At 43.6% G+C, this 14733-nt stretch carries 13 protein-coding genes; 11 read left to right on the forward strand and 2 right to left on the reverse strand.

Annotated elements, in window-relative coordinates:
• Positions 1–59: 59 nt before the first annotated feature.
• Entirely contained in the window at positions 60–632 is a 573-nt protein-coding gene (locus tag WCM76_07075) for a YqgE/AlgH family protein (protein ID MEI6765387.1), read from the forward strand.
• 1 nt (position 633) lies between these two features.
• Here the strand turns inward: WCM76_07075 and WCM76_07080 are convergent, their stop codons facing one another.
• On the reverse strand, positions 634–1065 hold the full coding sequence (locus tag WCM76_07080; protein ID MEI6765388.1) for a hypothetical protein: 432 nt from the start codon (positions 1063–1065) through the stop codon (positions 634–636).
• Between the two features lie 322 nt (positions 1066–1387).
• Here WCM76_07080 and WCM76_07085 point away from each other — a divergent pair, with 322 nt between their 5' ends.
• From WCM76_07085 to WCM76_07115, 7 genes are all read left to right on the forward strand, one after another.
• Positions 1388–3694 (forward strand): TonB-dependent receptor, encoded by a 2307-nt coding sequence (locus tag WCM76_07085; protein MEI6765389.1) that lies wholly within the window; start codon positions 1388–1390, stop codon positions 3692–3694.
• A gap of 4 nt (positions 3695–3698) precedes the next feature.
• Positions 3699–4373: a hypothetical protein gene (locus tag WCM76_07090; GenBank protein ID MEI6765390.1), complete on the forward strand. Its 675-nt coding sequence runs from the start codon at positions 3699–3701 to the stop codon at positions 4371–4373.
• 38 nt (positions 4374–4411) lie between these two features.
• Positions 4412–5401, forward strand: a complete 990-nt coding sequence (locus WCM76_07095) for a nucleoside recognition domain-containing protein (GenBank protein MEI6765391.1) — start codon at positions 4412–4414, stop codon at positions 5399–5401.
• A gap of 66 nt (positions 5402–5467) precedes the next feature.
• The gene (locus WCM76_07100) at positions 5468–6391 is read left to right on the forward strand and encodes a hypothetical protein (protein ID MEI6765392.1); all 924 of its coding nucleotides are present in this window, start codon (positions 5468–5470) and stop codon (positions 6389–6391) included.
• Positions 6392–6492: 101 nt separating this feature from the next.
• Positions 6493–7068 carry an electron transport complex subunit RsxA gene (rsxA, locus tag WCM76_07105; protein MEI6765393.1) on the forward strand — a complete coding sequence of 192 codons (576 nt, stop codon included), beginning with the start codon at positions 6493–6495 and terminating at the stop codon, positions 7066–7068.
• A gap of 73 nt (positions 7069–7141) precedes the next feature.
• A complete protein-coding gene (locus tag WCM76_07110) occupies positions 7142–7663 on the forward strand; it encodes a hypothetical protein (GenBank protein MEI6765394.1) in 522 nt (173 codons plus the stop codon).
• A gap of 107 nt (positions 7664–7770) precedes the next feature.
• Complete coding sequence (locus WCM76_07115; protein MEI6765395.1) at positions 7771–8592, forward strand: hypothetical protein; 822 nt, start codon at positions 7771–7773, stop codon at positions 8590–8592.
• Here the strand turns inward: WCM76_07115 and WCM76_07120 are convergent.
• The gene (locus WCM76_07120; protein ID MEI6765396.1) at positions 8589–10463 is read right to left on the reverse strand and encodes a sulfatase-like hydrolase/transferase; all 1875 of its coding nucleotides are present in this window, start codon (positions 10461–10463) and stop codon (positions 8589–8591) included. The two genes, WCM76_07115 and WCM76_07120, sit on opposite strands and share 4 nt — an antisense overlap.
• 46 nt (positions 10464–10509) lie before the next feature.
• Here WCM76_07120 and WCM76_07125 point away from each other — a divergent pair, with 46 nt between their 5' ends.
• From WCM76_07125 to gyrB, 3 genes are all read left to right on the forward strand, one after another.
• The gene (locus tag WCM76_07125; protein MEI6765397.1) at positions 10510–11814 is read left to right on the forward strand and encodes a hypothetical protein; all 1305 of its coding nucleotides are present in this window, start codon (positions 10510–10512) and stop codon (positions 11812–11814) included.
• Positions 11815–11829: 15 nt separating this feature from the next.
• Positions 11830–12504: a hypothetical protein gene (locus WCM76_07130; GenBank protein MEI6765398.1), complete on the forward strand. Its 675-nt coding sequence runs from the start codon at positions 11830–11832 to the stop codon at positions 12502–12504.
• A gap of 212 nt (positions 12505–12716) precedes the next feature.
• Positions 12717–14711 carry a DNA topoisomerase (ATP-hydrolyzing) subunit B gene (gene gyrB, locus WCM76_07135; GenBank protein ID MEI6765399.1) on the forward strand — a complete coding sequence of 665 codons (1995 nt, stop codon included), beginning with the start codon at positions 12717–12719 and terminating at the stop codon, positions 14709–14711.
• Positions 14712–14733: the final 22 nt, after the last annotated feature.

Raw genomic sequence — 14733 nt, forward strand, 5'->3', positions numbered from 1 at the left:
CAACTAAACAGCTGAAGATAGTGTCTATTAACCAACCATTTTAAGCATATATTATTGTCATGAGCACATTGAAAACCCAGATAATTCAACCGGCTAAAGGAAAAATCCTCGTAGCAGAGCCGTTTATGAGGGATTTCTATTTCCACCGCTCGGTAGTGTTACTCGCAGAACATAACGATGACGGCACGTTTGGATTGGTTATGAATAAACTGGTTCAAATTAAGCTGAATGAGGTGGTGAAAGGATTTCCCGATTTCGAGGCACCAGTTTATCTGGGTGGGCCCGTAAAAACCGACAGTCTTTTTTTCATCCACACATTGGGAGAACTGATTCCCGAAAGTATGGAAATAATAAAAGGTATTTACTGGGGCGGCGATATTGACCTTGTTCAGGAAATGATATTCCATAAAAAAATCAAACCTGCCGATATTCGTTTCTATGTGGGTTATTCGGGATGGGAAGTCAATCAGCTCGGGCATGAACTTGAAGAACATTCATGGGTAGTTTCAGATATTACAGCAAAAGAGCTGCTCAAAAATCAGCCGCAAAAGATGTGGAAAAACAGCGTGAAACTGCTCGGTAAAAAATACCACGAATGGGTCAATTATCCGCTTGACCCGGTGCTGAATTAAGCTATTCTTTAATGTATGTTTTCGCCTCGTACCATGGCTTAATGTAGCTGTCGCTGTGTTTCATGGGCACGAGGTACAATTTACCGCTTTCTTTCGAAAGTTTGAATGTCAGCTGATGAATCCAGCTTTTTTCTTTTCCCCATACTTTGGTAACGATTAAACCGTTTCTGGAATCATACGAAATAATTTCGAAACCAAAAATGCTGTAATTATCAACCTTGTATTGTTTGACGTCAATGTTATTATCAGCAATATATTTTTTGGAGATGCAGTTCATCATTTTGGTGTACTGACGTTCATTTTCCTGATCCATCAATTTCAGGAATCCGGTAACAAATTCCTTTTCTTTCTTTCCCGATTTTGAAAATTTGTTTGAACAGCCTGCGCCCATCAGCAAGGCAATAACTAAAATTGATAACGCTATTTTTTTCATTGTGACCTGTTTTCTGATATTTTTATGAATTTCGAATTCCACTTATTTTCATTAATCCTTATTGTCATTGATGCCCTATTGTCATTGATGCCCTCCGGGCAAAAACTTTTGTTTTCTATTTCTTTTGACTCTCGACTTATGACTTACGACTCACGACTCATCCGCCAAAGGCGGACAGACGACTTACGACTATTCTTCCGTAAAGATAAATTTTCTTCCTGAAACAACGATTTTTCAACGTATTTTTATACACAGGAATTTTACACTAATGATGCGTCGCTCCCTTCTGATAATTTGTTTGACTATATACGGATCCTGCCTGATGGCACAGAGTCTGACGCAAACCGTTCGGGGTATCATCATCGATCAGGATACGCGCTCTCCTCTTCCGGGTGCCAATATTATTGTACTCCATTCGCAGCCTTTGCTCGGTGCAAACTCAGGCATTGACGGTCGGTTCCGGATTGAAAAAGTTCCCGTTGGCAGGCAGGATATCAAAATTTCTTTCATCGGTTACGATGATATTATTGTAAGTCAAACCGAAGTGCTTTCAGCCAAAGAGCTGGTACTCACGATTGAGTTGCATCAAAAAGCAGTTTTCAGCAAGGAAGTGGTAATCAGTGCCACCGCAGAAAAAGAGAATCCGGTGAATGAAATGTCGATAATAAGCACCCGCAACTTCTCCATTGAAGAAACAAACCGCTTTGCGGGTGCATGGGGCGACCCGTCGCGTATGGTATCGAATTTTGCAGGCGTTTCCATTGTTTCCGATAAACGAAACGACATTATTGTAAGAGGCAATTCACCGGTGGGCGTACTCTGGATGCTCGACGGTATTGAAATCCCCAACCCGAATCATTTTGCGGTTGCAGGAAGCAGCGGCGGCGCCATCAGTATGATAAACAACAATCTGCTCGACAATTCCGATTTCTCTACAGGTGCTTTTTCAGCGGAATACGGAAATGCGACCTCAGCAGTATTTGACCTCCGCATGCGCAATGGAAATAATGAGAAGCGCGAATACCTCTTTCAGGTAGGCGCACATGGATTTGAACTCGGCATGGAAGGCCCGTTTATAAAGGGAAAAAGTGCATCATACATGGCGAGTTACCGCTACTCAACACTTGCATTGCTTGATTTAATGGGCATTTCATTGATTGACGCGGTACCCATTTTTCAGGATCTTACCGTAAAGCTGAATTTCCCGATTAAGAAAGGAAGTATTTCGTTTTTTGCCCTTGGCGGAAAAAGCAAAGCGGTCTATCATCCCGATAAGGATTCATCATCTCTTGAATTACCCGACGACAGATATGGTTACGCTTCAGGCTCCGACATGGGCGTGGCAGGCATTACATGGCTTTGGCTGCTCAACAAAAACACCTATATGAAAACATCGCTGTCATCCTCATTATTTAATCCTTATGGATTGGACGACAGCACGGGCTTAAATCAAAAAATATATGAACTGAGCTCCAGCAGCCTCACGGAACAGCGGAATGTAATGTCTGTTACGTTTAATTCCAAGCTGAATCCGCGGCATTTGCTGCGCTGGGGCGTCAATGGCAACTATATCAGACTTGACAACAACAGCTACAAAACGTCATGGATTCCGGCAGAACAAACAACAAAAATAAATGAGTTTACGGGTGACCTGACGCTGCTTCAGGCATTTTTTCAATGGAAATATTCCATTCGGGAAAACCTGACACTCAACGCCGGCTCCCATTTTTTATATCTTTTGCTGAATAAACATTACAGCATAGAACCCCGTGTTGCACTGCGCTGGAGCCTGGGTGCAAATCATGCCATCAGCGCCGGTGTCGGCATTCATGGGCTTACACAGCCAACAGCTTTGTATTATACCGAACAGATTCAGCCCGACGGTTCGATATTGCTGCCGAATAAAAAACTCGATTTCACCAAGGCGCTTCATTATGTTCTGGGTTATGACTGGATGATATCAGAGAACCTGCACATGCGCCTGGAAGCCTATTATCAAGGCATGTACAACGTGCCGATAAGCCTGGATAATCCTACACTTTCCATGTTGAACTTTGGCACTTCAGATAATATCTTTACCAATTCCACATTCAGAAATGACGGTAAAGGCCGCAATTACGGCATAGAAGCCACGTTTGAGAAATTCTTCAGCAAGGGAAGCTATTTCCTGCTGACGGGCTCACTGTTCGATTCAAAATATACGGATGGCAACGGTATTATTCACGATACGCGCTTCAACTGCCGTTATGCCGCTAATCTGCTTGCCGGTCAGGAATTTAAACTTGGCAGGAAAAAGAAAAATACGATTGGCGTCAGTACGGCTGTTATAGCCGTTGGCGGGCAGCACTTCACACCCATCAATCTGGATGCGTCGCGGATGCATGGCTATACAGTACTTTATGATTCACTCGCATTTAAGGGCAGATTTAAGGATTACTTTAAAGTTGATTTACGCCTCAGATATATCATCAATTCCCGCCGTTTTTCGCACGAAATCGCACTGGAATGTGCCAACATTTTCAACAGGTCCAATGTTGAGAGTATTAATTATAACCCGAATACAGGCGAAATTGTCTATGGCTACCAGCTACCGAGAGTTCCGGTTTTTTCATACCGATTAATGTTCTGACATCATGCTAACAATACAGCGATATAAAACTTCTGAAATAGCCGTCAATTCAGCATTGTACAAAAAATTGCTGAGCATTGTAGCAGAGCGCTACGCCACGGCAGAGCATACCTTTCGCTACGGACTGGACTTTTCCACAGATGTTTATTGCGCTTTTCTGAATGACGAATGTTGCGGATTCTGCATGATTGCATACAAAAACATTCGAATCGATGAGGCTTCGGAAACAGCTTCATTATACATGGGACTGGCGGTAAGAAAAGAAGACAACAAGTTTAAAACCGTGATTTTTCATCTGATGAAAAAGATTCTGTACGACGCTGCTGAATTCAGGAACACCTGTCCTTCCGACATTCCCGTTTGGGCAACGACGTCGTCACCTGCTGTTTTTTCAGCATTTCATTCAGCCTTTATTCATGTGGAACCGGCTCTTGACGGAGCATACAGCGACGAAGGGGCGTTTCTGGCAGATGCCATAAAAAAACAATATTATAAAGTGACCGCAAACGCACACCCGTTTGTACTTCATTCACAATCAAAAACCCTGTACTCTGACCGGGAGCATCTGGCCGTTCAGAATAAAACAACAATGCGCGGTTACAAGCTTTTTAAAGAACTGAACATTGATGATGCGGCAGGCGACCGCATCCTGATGATTGGCCGGCTGAAAAATGATTAGTTGCCGCGTTTTTTCTACCTTCGCTCTGCAATAATAATATGAGCCCTACTTCAAACAGGATAAAAGCATTTTTTAAAGAAGTGTTCAGCGACACCAAAACCACTTCGTGGATGATGCTGCGGATTATGATTCCTGTTTCGATTGTCGTCAAGATATTAAAAGAAACCGGCGCCATCAATATTATCGGCGATGCGCTGGCACCCATCATGAAACTGGCAGGTCTACCGGGAGAAATGGGGTTGGTATGGGCGACGGGCATGATAACCAACCTTTTCGGAGGCATCCTCGCCTACCTCAATCTTGCCAATAATTATCCGCTCACGGTGGCGCAAATTACCGTGCTGGCGAGTATGATGCTGGTGGCACACACCTTTCCTATTGAACTGCAGGTAGCGCGCAAGGCCGGCGTCAAGCTTATCGCGATGTTTTTGATTCGCTTTGTATTTGCTTTTATTCTGGGAGCCTTGCTAAACCTTATTTACAGCAGTTTAAATATTTTTAATCAGGTTTCGGTCATCAAATGGCGTCCTCAGCTTCAGCCAGATCCGACCATTTATCAATGGGCCATTGGCGAAGCTAAAAACTATCTCATCATTCTGCTGTTCATTTTCTCACTGATATTTCTGGTGAAGCTGTTGCGCGAACTGGGAATTATCAGGATTATCACAAAAATCATTGGTCCGCTGCTGCGCGCACTGAGCATAGGCGAAGGTGTTTCAACCATTACCATTGTCGGGCTCACACTGGGAGTAGTTTACGGAGGCGCACTCATTATTGCCGAAGCAAAAAATCAAGCCATCAGCCGAAAAGACATTTTGTTTTCCATGGTTTTAATGGGGCTTTGCCACAGCATTATTGAAGATACCATTCTTGTTGTTTCGCTGGGCGCGGATATCTCCGGTGTGCTCATTATCCGCTTCATATTTGCACTGATTATTACCTTTGCTTTCGTAAAAATTGTGCGGCGATTACCCGAACGTACTGTTGGAAAATATCTTCTTACGAAAAAGAGTCCTTCAGCAACCTGACATTCTTGACAGAGTGTTTAACACGCTTACATATAATATTTCCATATCTTTGTAAAAAAAGAAATCATGAGAACACTTTTTGTAATTATCGCATTCGCACTGCTTTCACTCAATGTGCAGGCAGCAAAGCCGGGTGTCCCGATTCAGGATAAAATATCAGATAAGGCAGTGGCGGCTCCATCCAATATTGCCGTTATCGATACCGGCTTCAATGTTATTATTGACGGGAAAAGCATTAACCTGTGCAAAGCTCAAAATGCCCGGGTGAGCTACTTTAATTGCATTAATAAGGTTATTTATATTGTTCTCGACAGCAATTCGGCAGAACCCGGCTGGATTATCCGGACTTTTTATTCCGTCGATTCAAAAACAAAAAATAAATTGCAGCTGGCAACATTGCAAATCCCAAAACCCGACAATAAAAAATCGGACCATCTGGTTGATATTACTTCCGGCAAACCGGTAAATATCTATCCGGGCGGAGTACTTCCTTCGGTTACATGGCCCGGACTGATAAGCTGCTTTATGTTTGAAAATGGGGCAACTGCTTTCGATTATCTTTATGGAAATATTGTTTTTGTGACTGCCGAAAAAGGTATGATTGTATATGACAGAGCATCGCATAAAATCCGCAAAATTGGAATTAAAGATGCCGCTAACAATAAATATGCTTCGCCCTATTTTTCATCGGATGCTAACCGTGTAGCCTACGTGCACTCGCGCAATTTCAGCAGCACCAATCCCAGTACCGACATAATTTTCTACGACCTTGCGGTTCAGAAATACGTAAAAAGGATTCAAACATTCGACGTACTGCAAACTCAGTTATCCACCGACAACAAAAAAACACTGACTGTGTATTGCCGTCACATGAACGCCCGCAGTACCGCCACGGTCAAAGATTATATCTGGCGTATCGACATTGTTGACCTCGATAAGGTTGAATCGGAGCGGACTATAGAAGGTATCAGTGCCTGCTGGATTAAGTAATTCATTACGGTCTTAGCCTGCACTTATTTTTTGCATGTTTTTTTTTAATACTGTTCGAAAAGATTTAATAATTTCATTGCCGTTTTTAATCATAGAAGATGATGGAATACATCAGTATTATAATTATTGCCCTTTTAATTAACAACGTTGTTCTGGCGCAATTTCTGGGAGTTTGCCCCTTTCTGGGTGTCTCCAATAAAACCTCCACCGCTCTTGGAATGGGTGGCGCCGTTATTTTTGTAATGACGCTGGCGAATCTGGTCACATGGCTCATACATTATTATGTTTTGGTTCCGCTGGGGGTGCAATTTCTGCAAACCATCAGTTTTATACTTGTAATTGCTTCTCTGGTGCAGATTGTTGAAATTATTCTGAGAAAATCAAACCCTTCACTGTATCAGGCACTGGGCATTTACCTTCCGCTTATAACAACCAACTGCGCTGTGCTGGGTATTGCCATTCTGGCCATTCATAAAGAATATTCACTTATCGGAAGTGTTGTTTACGCTGCCGCTACAGCAGCCGGATTTACGCTTGCCTTACTTCTGATGGCCGGCATTCGCGAACAGCTTGAAATTTTTGGCGTTCCCAAAGCAATGCGCGGCTTCCCCATTGCGCTGATTACTGCAGGACTGCTTGCCATGGCTTTCATGGGCTTTACCGGAATAGTAAAATAAGCATATTAGAATCTCCTTAATCATTTGGTTTTAACCAAATCATGTCATATATTGCAGTTTAATTTCTATCTAAATGGATAATAAACTATCAATGTCATACATGAGTTTTGACGGACTTTCAAAATCAAGTGAATTTCTCACTTTGGTGCTCAATAATATTGGCACTTGCGTATTGATGCTGGACAAAGACATGATGCTTGTTGCATTGAATGATGTTTCCAAAACGATGTTCTCCAATTATGCGAATGAGCATAATGAGTACAGACATTGCGGCAATGTGCTGGGTTGCGCCTGGACGGTTGATACACAGCAGCAATGCGGGACCACCGAAGCTTGTAAAATCTGTAATCTGCGCGAAGCAGGTCTTCTGACCGTTCTGACCAAAAAGCCCGTATACAAAAGCCGCCTTGACCGTGAGTTTTACACGATTGACGGTAAAAAAACACTCAAGCATTTACAGTTTTCAACACGCATTTTTGAGTATCTGGATGAGAACTATGTAATAGTTTTTGTGGAAGACATCACCCATCTTATAGAGCAGCATGAACTCATCCGTGACCTGAAAGAAAGACTGCTGCAACTCGGCGACTCCTAAAATATCACAGCCTGTTTAAGCGGTAATTTATTAATTTTGTGCCTGCATGCGATGGTCGGAAGACGACATTCCGCAGTTACATGCTTAACGAAAAGTAGAATTACTCTATGATGATTATGAAACCTGCGCTGAATTGCCGACCTAAACTCATCTCTACATTATTTTTCACCATATTGATTGTTTGTTCCTTTTCATTATCGGCACAGCAAGCGCTTAAATGTCCCAGAGGAATTTCCAACTGCCGCGGCTTATGCGGTTGGTATATCGATAACGACCACGATGGTTATTGCGATTACTCCGCCTTTACGCCCGACGTTGCCAAAAAACTTGCTGACCGCAAGGATTCCATTGCCAAAGTTCAGCTGAAAAAAGAAAAAGCACGGCTCGACAGTATTGCCGCCGCGGAAAAGGCAAAAATTACGGCAGAAAAAAAGAAATCAAATGCCGGAAATAATAATCAGGAAAAAGAAGTTATTGTTGAAGAACCACCTGCCAAACAGCCGACAAAGGCAAATTGCGGCGACTGCGCCTATTATAAGCCTGCACCACCCGTTGATACAGCACCTCAGACTATGCCGGCAAAAGCATTATACGATTTGATTCCTATAAGCATCATCTCACTGATATTATACCTGCTCACGTTTTTTCTGTCGCGCGTGGGAACAATCACCAGGTCAATACACCGTAAAATATGGAATGTACTGCTGCTGATTACTTTTCTGGTGACCGGCTTAGTCGGCCTGTTTCTGGTGGTACAATTGAATTACAACCTGCTTTTCGACTGGGTGCGCCCACTTCTATACTGGCATGTAGAATTTGGTATCGGCATGGCATGCATCTCCATCTTCCATATTTTATGGCACCTGAAATATTTCCTGAACCTGTTTAAAGCAGCAAAGAAAAAATCGTCAAAAGAGCATGGCGATTAAAGTTTAATAAAGGCACCGAACATCTTTTGAAGATATGCTTTGCCCTCGCGAAGTATGTCGCTGCCACTTGCACTTGAATCGCGTTTAACGTCCATCACTACCTGTCCCAGATTATGGTCGTATACCACCTCTGCGGCAGGTGTGACGAAACCAAAGCCATTGTCAAAAGCATAAAAAGCAAAGCCATTGGAATATTTATTGAATAGATTTTTACTCCATTGATACTGCCGGCGCTTTTCGGCAGAAATGTTTAATTGTGCAAGCATGGTGGCCGGAAAGTCAACCTGAGAACCGGTATTTTTTATGTGCATTCCTCTAAATTCGGGTTTTATAACATCGCCAAAAAGCAGGAACGGAATATGATGGCGTAGCGGCTCGTTATAAGCTCGATTCATAGGGTAACGATGGGCATGATCGGCGGTAATGATAAATATGGTGTTGCTGAACCATGGCTGCGAACGGGCTTTTTGTATAAAATCAAATACCGTTTTATCGGCATAATGAGCTGTATTTTTATAATTATCGATAATACTGCCGCCTTTAAACACCTGCTCAACATCGGCATCAAACGCTTCGTGGTTGGTAATGGTTGCAATGATGGAGAAAAACGGCTGGCGAAGCTTCATGGCATCGGCAATCACATAACTGTATACATCTTCGTCGTAGGCACCCCACTGCGTGCGGCGGGTGTAAGGAACCTCATGCTCACCCGACAATTTATCAATTCCTGCGGAAATAAGATAGGTGTCGGTATTTGCAAATTTGTAATTTCCGCCACAGTAATAAGAAGTATAATAACCCGTATCACTCAGTGTGCGCACAAGATTCGGCATTTTATCGAACTTACCGAAGTTTTTGATTACCGCAGATGCCGGTTGTGCCGGGAAGCCGCTGATCATAGCAACCAGTCCCTGGTCGGTGCGGAAACCGCTTGCATAAAAATCGGTAAACAGAATGCCTTGTTTGCACAGGGAATCAAAGCAAGGAGCAATGCCCTTTTCGCCACCCAAAACATCAAAATTATCGGCGCTCATACTTTCCATCATCACCAGAATAATATTCGGCCTGCTTGTGGTGAGAATATGGTTGGTGGTATCCTTCTCGGTTTTATACAGACCTTCAACAAGCGCCGTTGCAGTCGCATCATCAAAATAATTGTACGGGTTCACGGTTACCTGCGGCTTTGCAATAATTTCAACAACATTCCAGAAACCATTGAGCGCGGCATTATTCAGTACCGGATATTTCGAAAAATATACCCACGACTTGCTTAAAGGATATTTCTGAAACCCGCCCCGAATGCCGGTAAACAATAGTCCCGACAAAATCACAAACACCAGAGCGGTCACGTATGGGCGCAGCATCAGGGCTTTTCTGAAACGGATAAACCGCAAAAAAATCCATATTAATATCCCGGAAAAAATAAAAAACAGGATGAAATACCACAAATTTTGAATTGAGAAAATCAGACTGGCCGTTTCGGCACCAACGGTACCAAGTGCAAATGCTTTTGCATTCAGCTTTGAACCCCAGTTAGCATAGATTGAGATATCTGAAAAGCTGATGGCGAGGCACAGAATCAATACAGCTATCAGGTAGACATTCACAATTTTATGAATGACGCCGAAGCGCTTCAGCAAGAGTGCCATCGAATAAAGCAGCACGGGCAGCACCAGAATGTAACAGGCGGTAGAGATATCCATTCCCAGCGCATACCAGTATGACGAAGCGATGAGGCCTGCAGGAATGTCTTTCAAAGATTCAAGGTTAAACAGCAAAAACACCGAGCGTTGCAGTGCAAAAATCAACATCCAGAAAATAAAAATTCGTACAATAAAAACGATATAGTCTTTAAGACTGCCTTTGCTCATAGCTAAATAATACTAATTTTGGAACCGTAAAATTAATATAAACCTGTTGACACTTCATAAAAAATACATACTGCCTGCAATCCTGCTGCTGCTTTTTGGTTTCAGGCTGGGCTTCGGACTCTGTTCAGAATTCTGGTTTGAAGATGAGATGCAGATATACCTGATAGGTCTGAAATTCTTTTCTACCGGAGCATTCCCCTTCTTCGGACCGGACATTGTTTATACAGGCTCTCAGATACCGGGTGCCTTGCAGGGACTGCTGGTGGGACTTCCCTTTTATGTGTTACCGATTCCCGAAGCGCCTTACTTATTGCTTAACCTGCTCACTTTTTCGGCGCTTTGCCTTTTCGCGTACTGGCTGAATCGCCGGTTCACCGGGATACCGTGGTGGTTCACATGGATATGGGTGCTTACCTGTCCCTGGGTGATGAATCTGGGAACCCACGTTCTGAATCCGTCCTACGTTCTTCCGGCGGCTATCATCTTCTTTATTTCCTTTTTTGAAGCCGTTCCTGTTCTCTCCTCAGGTATGCTCAGCAAAACCAAAGCGTATCTGCTGATGGGATTCAGTATGATCTGGATTGCACAGTTCCACATGTCGTGGGTATTGCTGCTGCCCTTTGCGCTGACGGCTCTGATTGTTGGAATGCGCGACGGGTGGAAGCGCACGCTAATATATTGCGCCCTGATGGCAGGCGGTTTTTTGCTTGCAGGTGTCACGCTGATCCCGACCTTTATGAAGTACGGACTGAATGGCGGCAGCGGTGGAAGCATGCATAATATCGTGTTCAATCCCGACAACCTGAAACAGGGTTTCACGCTGCTGTCGCGGCTGCTGTCGTTTGGCAGTTTTGAAGCAAGCCGCTTTCTGGGCTCAAACACGGCAGCACGATTCGCTTTTATCAGGGATTATTGGTGGGCTTCACCGTTTATTATTTTCGCCGGAATAATTGGATTTGCCCAGGCGCTGTGGCTCGGCATTTCATTCTTTCTTAAGAATCCATCACCCCATTTTAAACAGGTAAAAATCCTGCTGATTGCTGCGTTTGTTCTTACCTGGGCAAGTTTTGTTTTTTCAGTAAAAGGACCTTCATCACATACCTTCTATCTGATGTTTCCGCTGGTGATGATTTATTCATTTTACTGCTGGCAGAATCTGTTTGTACGGAAATGGTTCAGAATATTGATGGTATTGCTGTTGGTTTCAGGGATTGTTTTTCATACCACCGTTGGGATGGAGAATTATAAAAAACGCTCGATGTACGTTAACCGTAGCATCCCCGTAAAGGCAATTACCGAGAAAAATTATAAGATTCTGGGTGAACGCAGAAGCTGGGACAGGAATAACTAAAACAGCTATTGGAACATGAAAAATTGTGTTCTGCCGATATTCGTCATTCTTTATTTTCTGGCTGCCCATGGGCAGGACAGCGTGGCTTATCATCGCCTGGACAGGAATTATTATCTCGCGCATCACGACTCACTGATGGCTGTTTACGGAATAAATAAAACCTTTGAACCCGGCTCGGAGCTTGCCGGTCTGGCAGCTCTCACCTTCTATCCGGAACTCAAAAATGTTTCGGTGACCTTCCGCAGACATCCTATAATTACGACCATGTCGGCGGTGCCGCATGCCGAATTTATGCGTTACCGCAAACAAGACCGCAGCTATTTCATTAATATAAACAATCGTAAGAATTTCAAGGGCATACGCTTTGATAATTTGAATTTCAACCAGCAGGTCGGGGTTTTGGGCCATGAGCTGGGACATATCTTATATTATACATCCAAAAGAAGTACAGGGCTGTTTCTGTTTGGCCTGGGCTATTTCTTTCTTGATTTCAGAAGAAATGTGGAAGCCCATACCGACATGACTGCCATATCCCATGAACTGGGCTGGCAATTATATGAATACGCACACTCTCTTTCCACCGATCCAAACGTATCGGAATCATATAAACGGTTTAAATCACGTTTTTATCTGAATGACAACGAGTTATTAGAACTCGTAAAGCAGCATCAGGCTAAGCACACACATTAAAAAGCATCGGCGGAACAGCCGTTTCAGCATTTCCATTCAAAAGCTTGTAAATTACCCGATTAATTACAGCATAACTATTTGTTTTACTAACAATTAACCGTAATTTAAATTGTTAATAAAATATGGTCATTTTTTACAAGGAAAAATTAGGATGTAAGTGTATTTTTTCTAACTTTGTTGAGCTTTAATAAAATTTACATAATTGATTGATAATGAGCGATAAAGATGAAAAAAATGTTGATACGGAAGTAACAACGAATGGCAATGACTACCCGAACGACTATGGTGCTGATTCAATTAAGGTACTTGAAGGACTTGAAGCGGTAAGGAAAAGACCGGCCATGTATATTGGCGATATCAGTTCAAGAGGATTTCATCATCTTGTATATGAGGTTGTTGATAACTCTATTGATGAGGCATTGGCAGGATTTTGCAGTAATATCGATGTAATCATCAATGAAGATAATTCGGTAACGGTTATCGACGACGGTCGCGGTATCCCAACGGGAATCCATGAAAAAGAACAGCGTTCGGCTCTGGAAGTAGTAATGACGGTGTTGCACGCAGGCGGCAAATTCGATAAAGATTCCTACAAAGTTTCCGGTGGATTGCACGGCGTGGGTGTTTCCTGCGTAAATGCACTCTCATCCATGCTCAAAGTTACCGTTTGCCGCGATGGCAAAAGATGGGAACAGGAATACTCATGCGGAGCTCCGCTGTATCCGGTTCGCGAAATCGGTGATACCGATGACCATGGAACAACGGTGCGTTTTCTGCCCGACGCTTCAATATTTACCGTGTCGGAATATAATTTCGAAATTCTTTCTTCACGTCTGCGTGAGCTTGCCTTCCTGAATAAAAGAGTGAAGCTGAGCCTTACCGACCGTCGTGAAAAAACCGAAGACGGAGAATTTGTATTTGAGAAATTCTACTCAGACCACGGCCTGAAAGATTTTATCGAGTACCTGGATGCGAACCGTGAAAAACTGATGCCGGATCCTATCTGTATTGAAGGCGAGAAAAATGATATTCCTATCGAAATAGCGATGCAGTATAACTCATCGTTTGCCGAGAACATCCATTCATACGTTAACAACATTAACACCCACGAAGGTGGAACCCACCTTGCCGGCTTCCGTCGCGCGCTCACCCGCACCCTGAAAACCTATGCCGAAAAATCAGGCATGCTGGCAAAGCTGAAGTTCGACATCAACGGTGATGACTTCCGTGAAGGACTTACCGCTATCATTTCCGTGAAGGTGATGGAACCTCAGTTTGAAGGACAGACCAAAACGAAACTGGGCAACTCCGACGTGATGGGCGCTGTTGATACCATCGTGAGCCAGTTGCTGAATTATTATCTTGACGAGCATCCGAAAGAAGCCCGCATCATTGTCAACAAAGTAATACTTGCCGCTACGGCACGGCACGCTGCACGTAAGGCACGCGAACTGGTTCAGAGAAAGAATGTGCTTTCAGGCTCCAATCTGCCCGGTAAACTCGCCGATTGCAGCGAAAAAGACCCGGCACTTTGCGAGATATACCTCGTTGAGGGAGATTCTGCAGGTGGTACGGCAAAACAGGGCCGCGACCGTAAATTCCAGGCAATACTGCCGCTCAGGGGGAAAATCCTGAACGTGGAGAAAGCCATGATGCATAAAATCTACGAGAACGAAGAAATAAAAAATATGTTCACCGCACTGGGCGTGAGCATTGGAACAACCGAAGACAGCAAAGAACTGAACCTTGACAAGCTGCGCTATCACAAAATCATCATCATGACCGATGCTGACGTGGACGGTAGTCATATCGCCACACTGATACTTACATTCTTCTTCCGCTACATGAAAGAGCTGATTGAAAGGGGTTATATTTATGTTGCGACTCCCCCGCTCTATCTCATCAAAAAAGGAAAAGACGAGAAATATTGCTGGACCGAAGAAGAACGCCTCGCAATTGTGAAAGAATATGCCAAAGACGGCAAAGAAACCGGTATTCATATTCAGCGGTACAAAGGTCTTGGTGAAATGAACTCGGAACAGTTATGGCTCACAACCATGAATCCGGAATTCAGAACACTGCGCCAGGTTACCATTGATAACGGTACTGAAGCCGACCGCATCTTCTCTATGCTGATGGGCGATGAAGTTCCGCCGAGAAGAGAATTTATAGAGCGTAATGCCAAATACGCCAGAATAGACGTTTAACACTTGAAGGCCTGCGCACATT

It is taken from the genome of Bacteroidota bacterium (assembly GCA_037133915.1).
Lineage (GTDB): Bacteria > Bacteroidota > Bacteroidia > Bacteroidales > CAIWKO01 > JBAXND01.

What these genes read in the sequence shown, in the direction of transcription:
- WCM76_07075 (MEI6765387.1), top strand. Translation starts at nt 60, where the DNA reads ATGAGCACATTGAAAACCCAGATAATTCAACCGGCTAAAGGAAAAATC.
- WCM76_07080 (MEI6765388.1), bottom strand. Translation starts at nt 1,065, where the DNA reads ATGAAAAAAATAGCGTTATCAATTTTAGTTATTGCCTTGCTGATGGGC.
- WCM76_07085 (MEI6765389.1), top strand. Translation starts at nt 1,388, where the DNA reads ATGGCACAGAGTCTGACGCAAACCGTTCGGGGTATCATCATCGATCAG.
- WCM76_07090 (MEI6765390.1), top strand. Translation starts at nt 3,699, where the DNA reads ATGCTAACAATACAGCGATATAAAACTTCTGAAATAGCCGTCAATTCA.
- WCM76_07095 (MEI6765391.1), top strand. Translation starts at nt 4,412, where the DNA reads ATGAGCCCTACTTCAAACAGGATAAAAGCATTTTTTAAAGAAGTGTTC.
- WCM76_07100 (MEI6765392.1), top strand. Translation starts at nt 5,468, where the DNA reads ATGAGAACACTTTTTGTAATTATCGCATTCGCACTGCTTTCACTCAAT.
- rsxA (MEI6765393.1), top strand. Translation starts at nt 6,493, where the DNA reads ATGGAATACATCAGTATTATAATTATTGCCCTTTTAATTAACAACGTT.
- WCM76_07110 (MEI6765394.1), top strand. Translation starts at nt 7,142, where the DNA reads ATGGATAATAAACTATCAATGTCATACATGAGTTTTGACGGACTTTCA.
- WCM76_07115 (MEI6765395.1), top strand. Translation starts at nt 7,771, where the DNA reads ATGATGATTATGAAACCTGCGCTGAATTGCCGACCTAAACTCATCTCT.
- WCM76_07120 (MEI6765396.1), bottom strand. Translation starts at nt 10,463, where the DNA reads ATGAGCAAAGGCAGTCTTAAAGACTATATCGTTTTTATTGTACGAATT.
- WCM76_07130 (MEI6765398.1), top strand. Translation starts at nt 11,830, where the DNA reads ATGAAAAATTGTGTTCTGCCGATATTCGTCATTCTTTATTTTCTGGCT.
- gyrB (MEI6765399.1), top strand. Translation starts at nt 12,717, where the DNA reads ATGAGCGATAAAGATGAAAAAAATGTTGATACGGAAGTAACAACGAAT.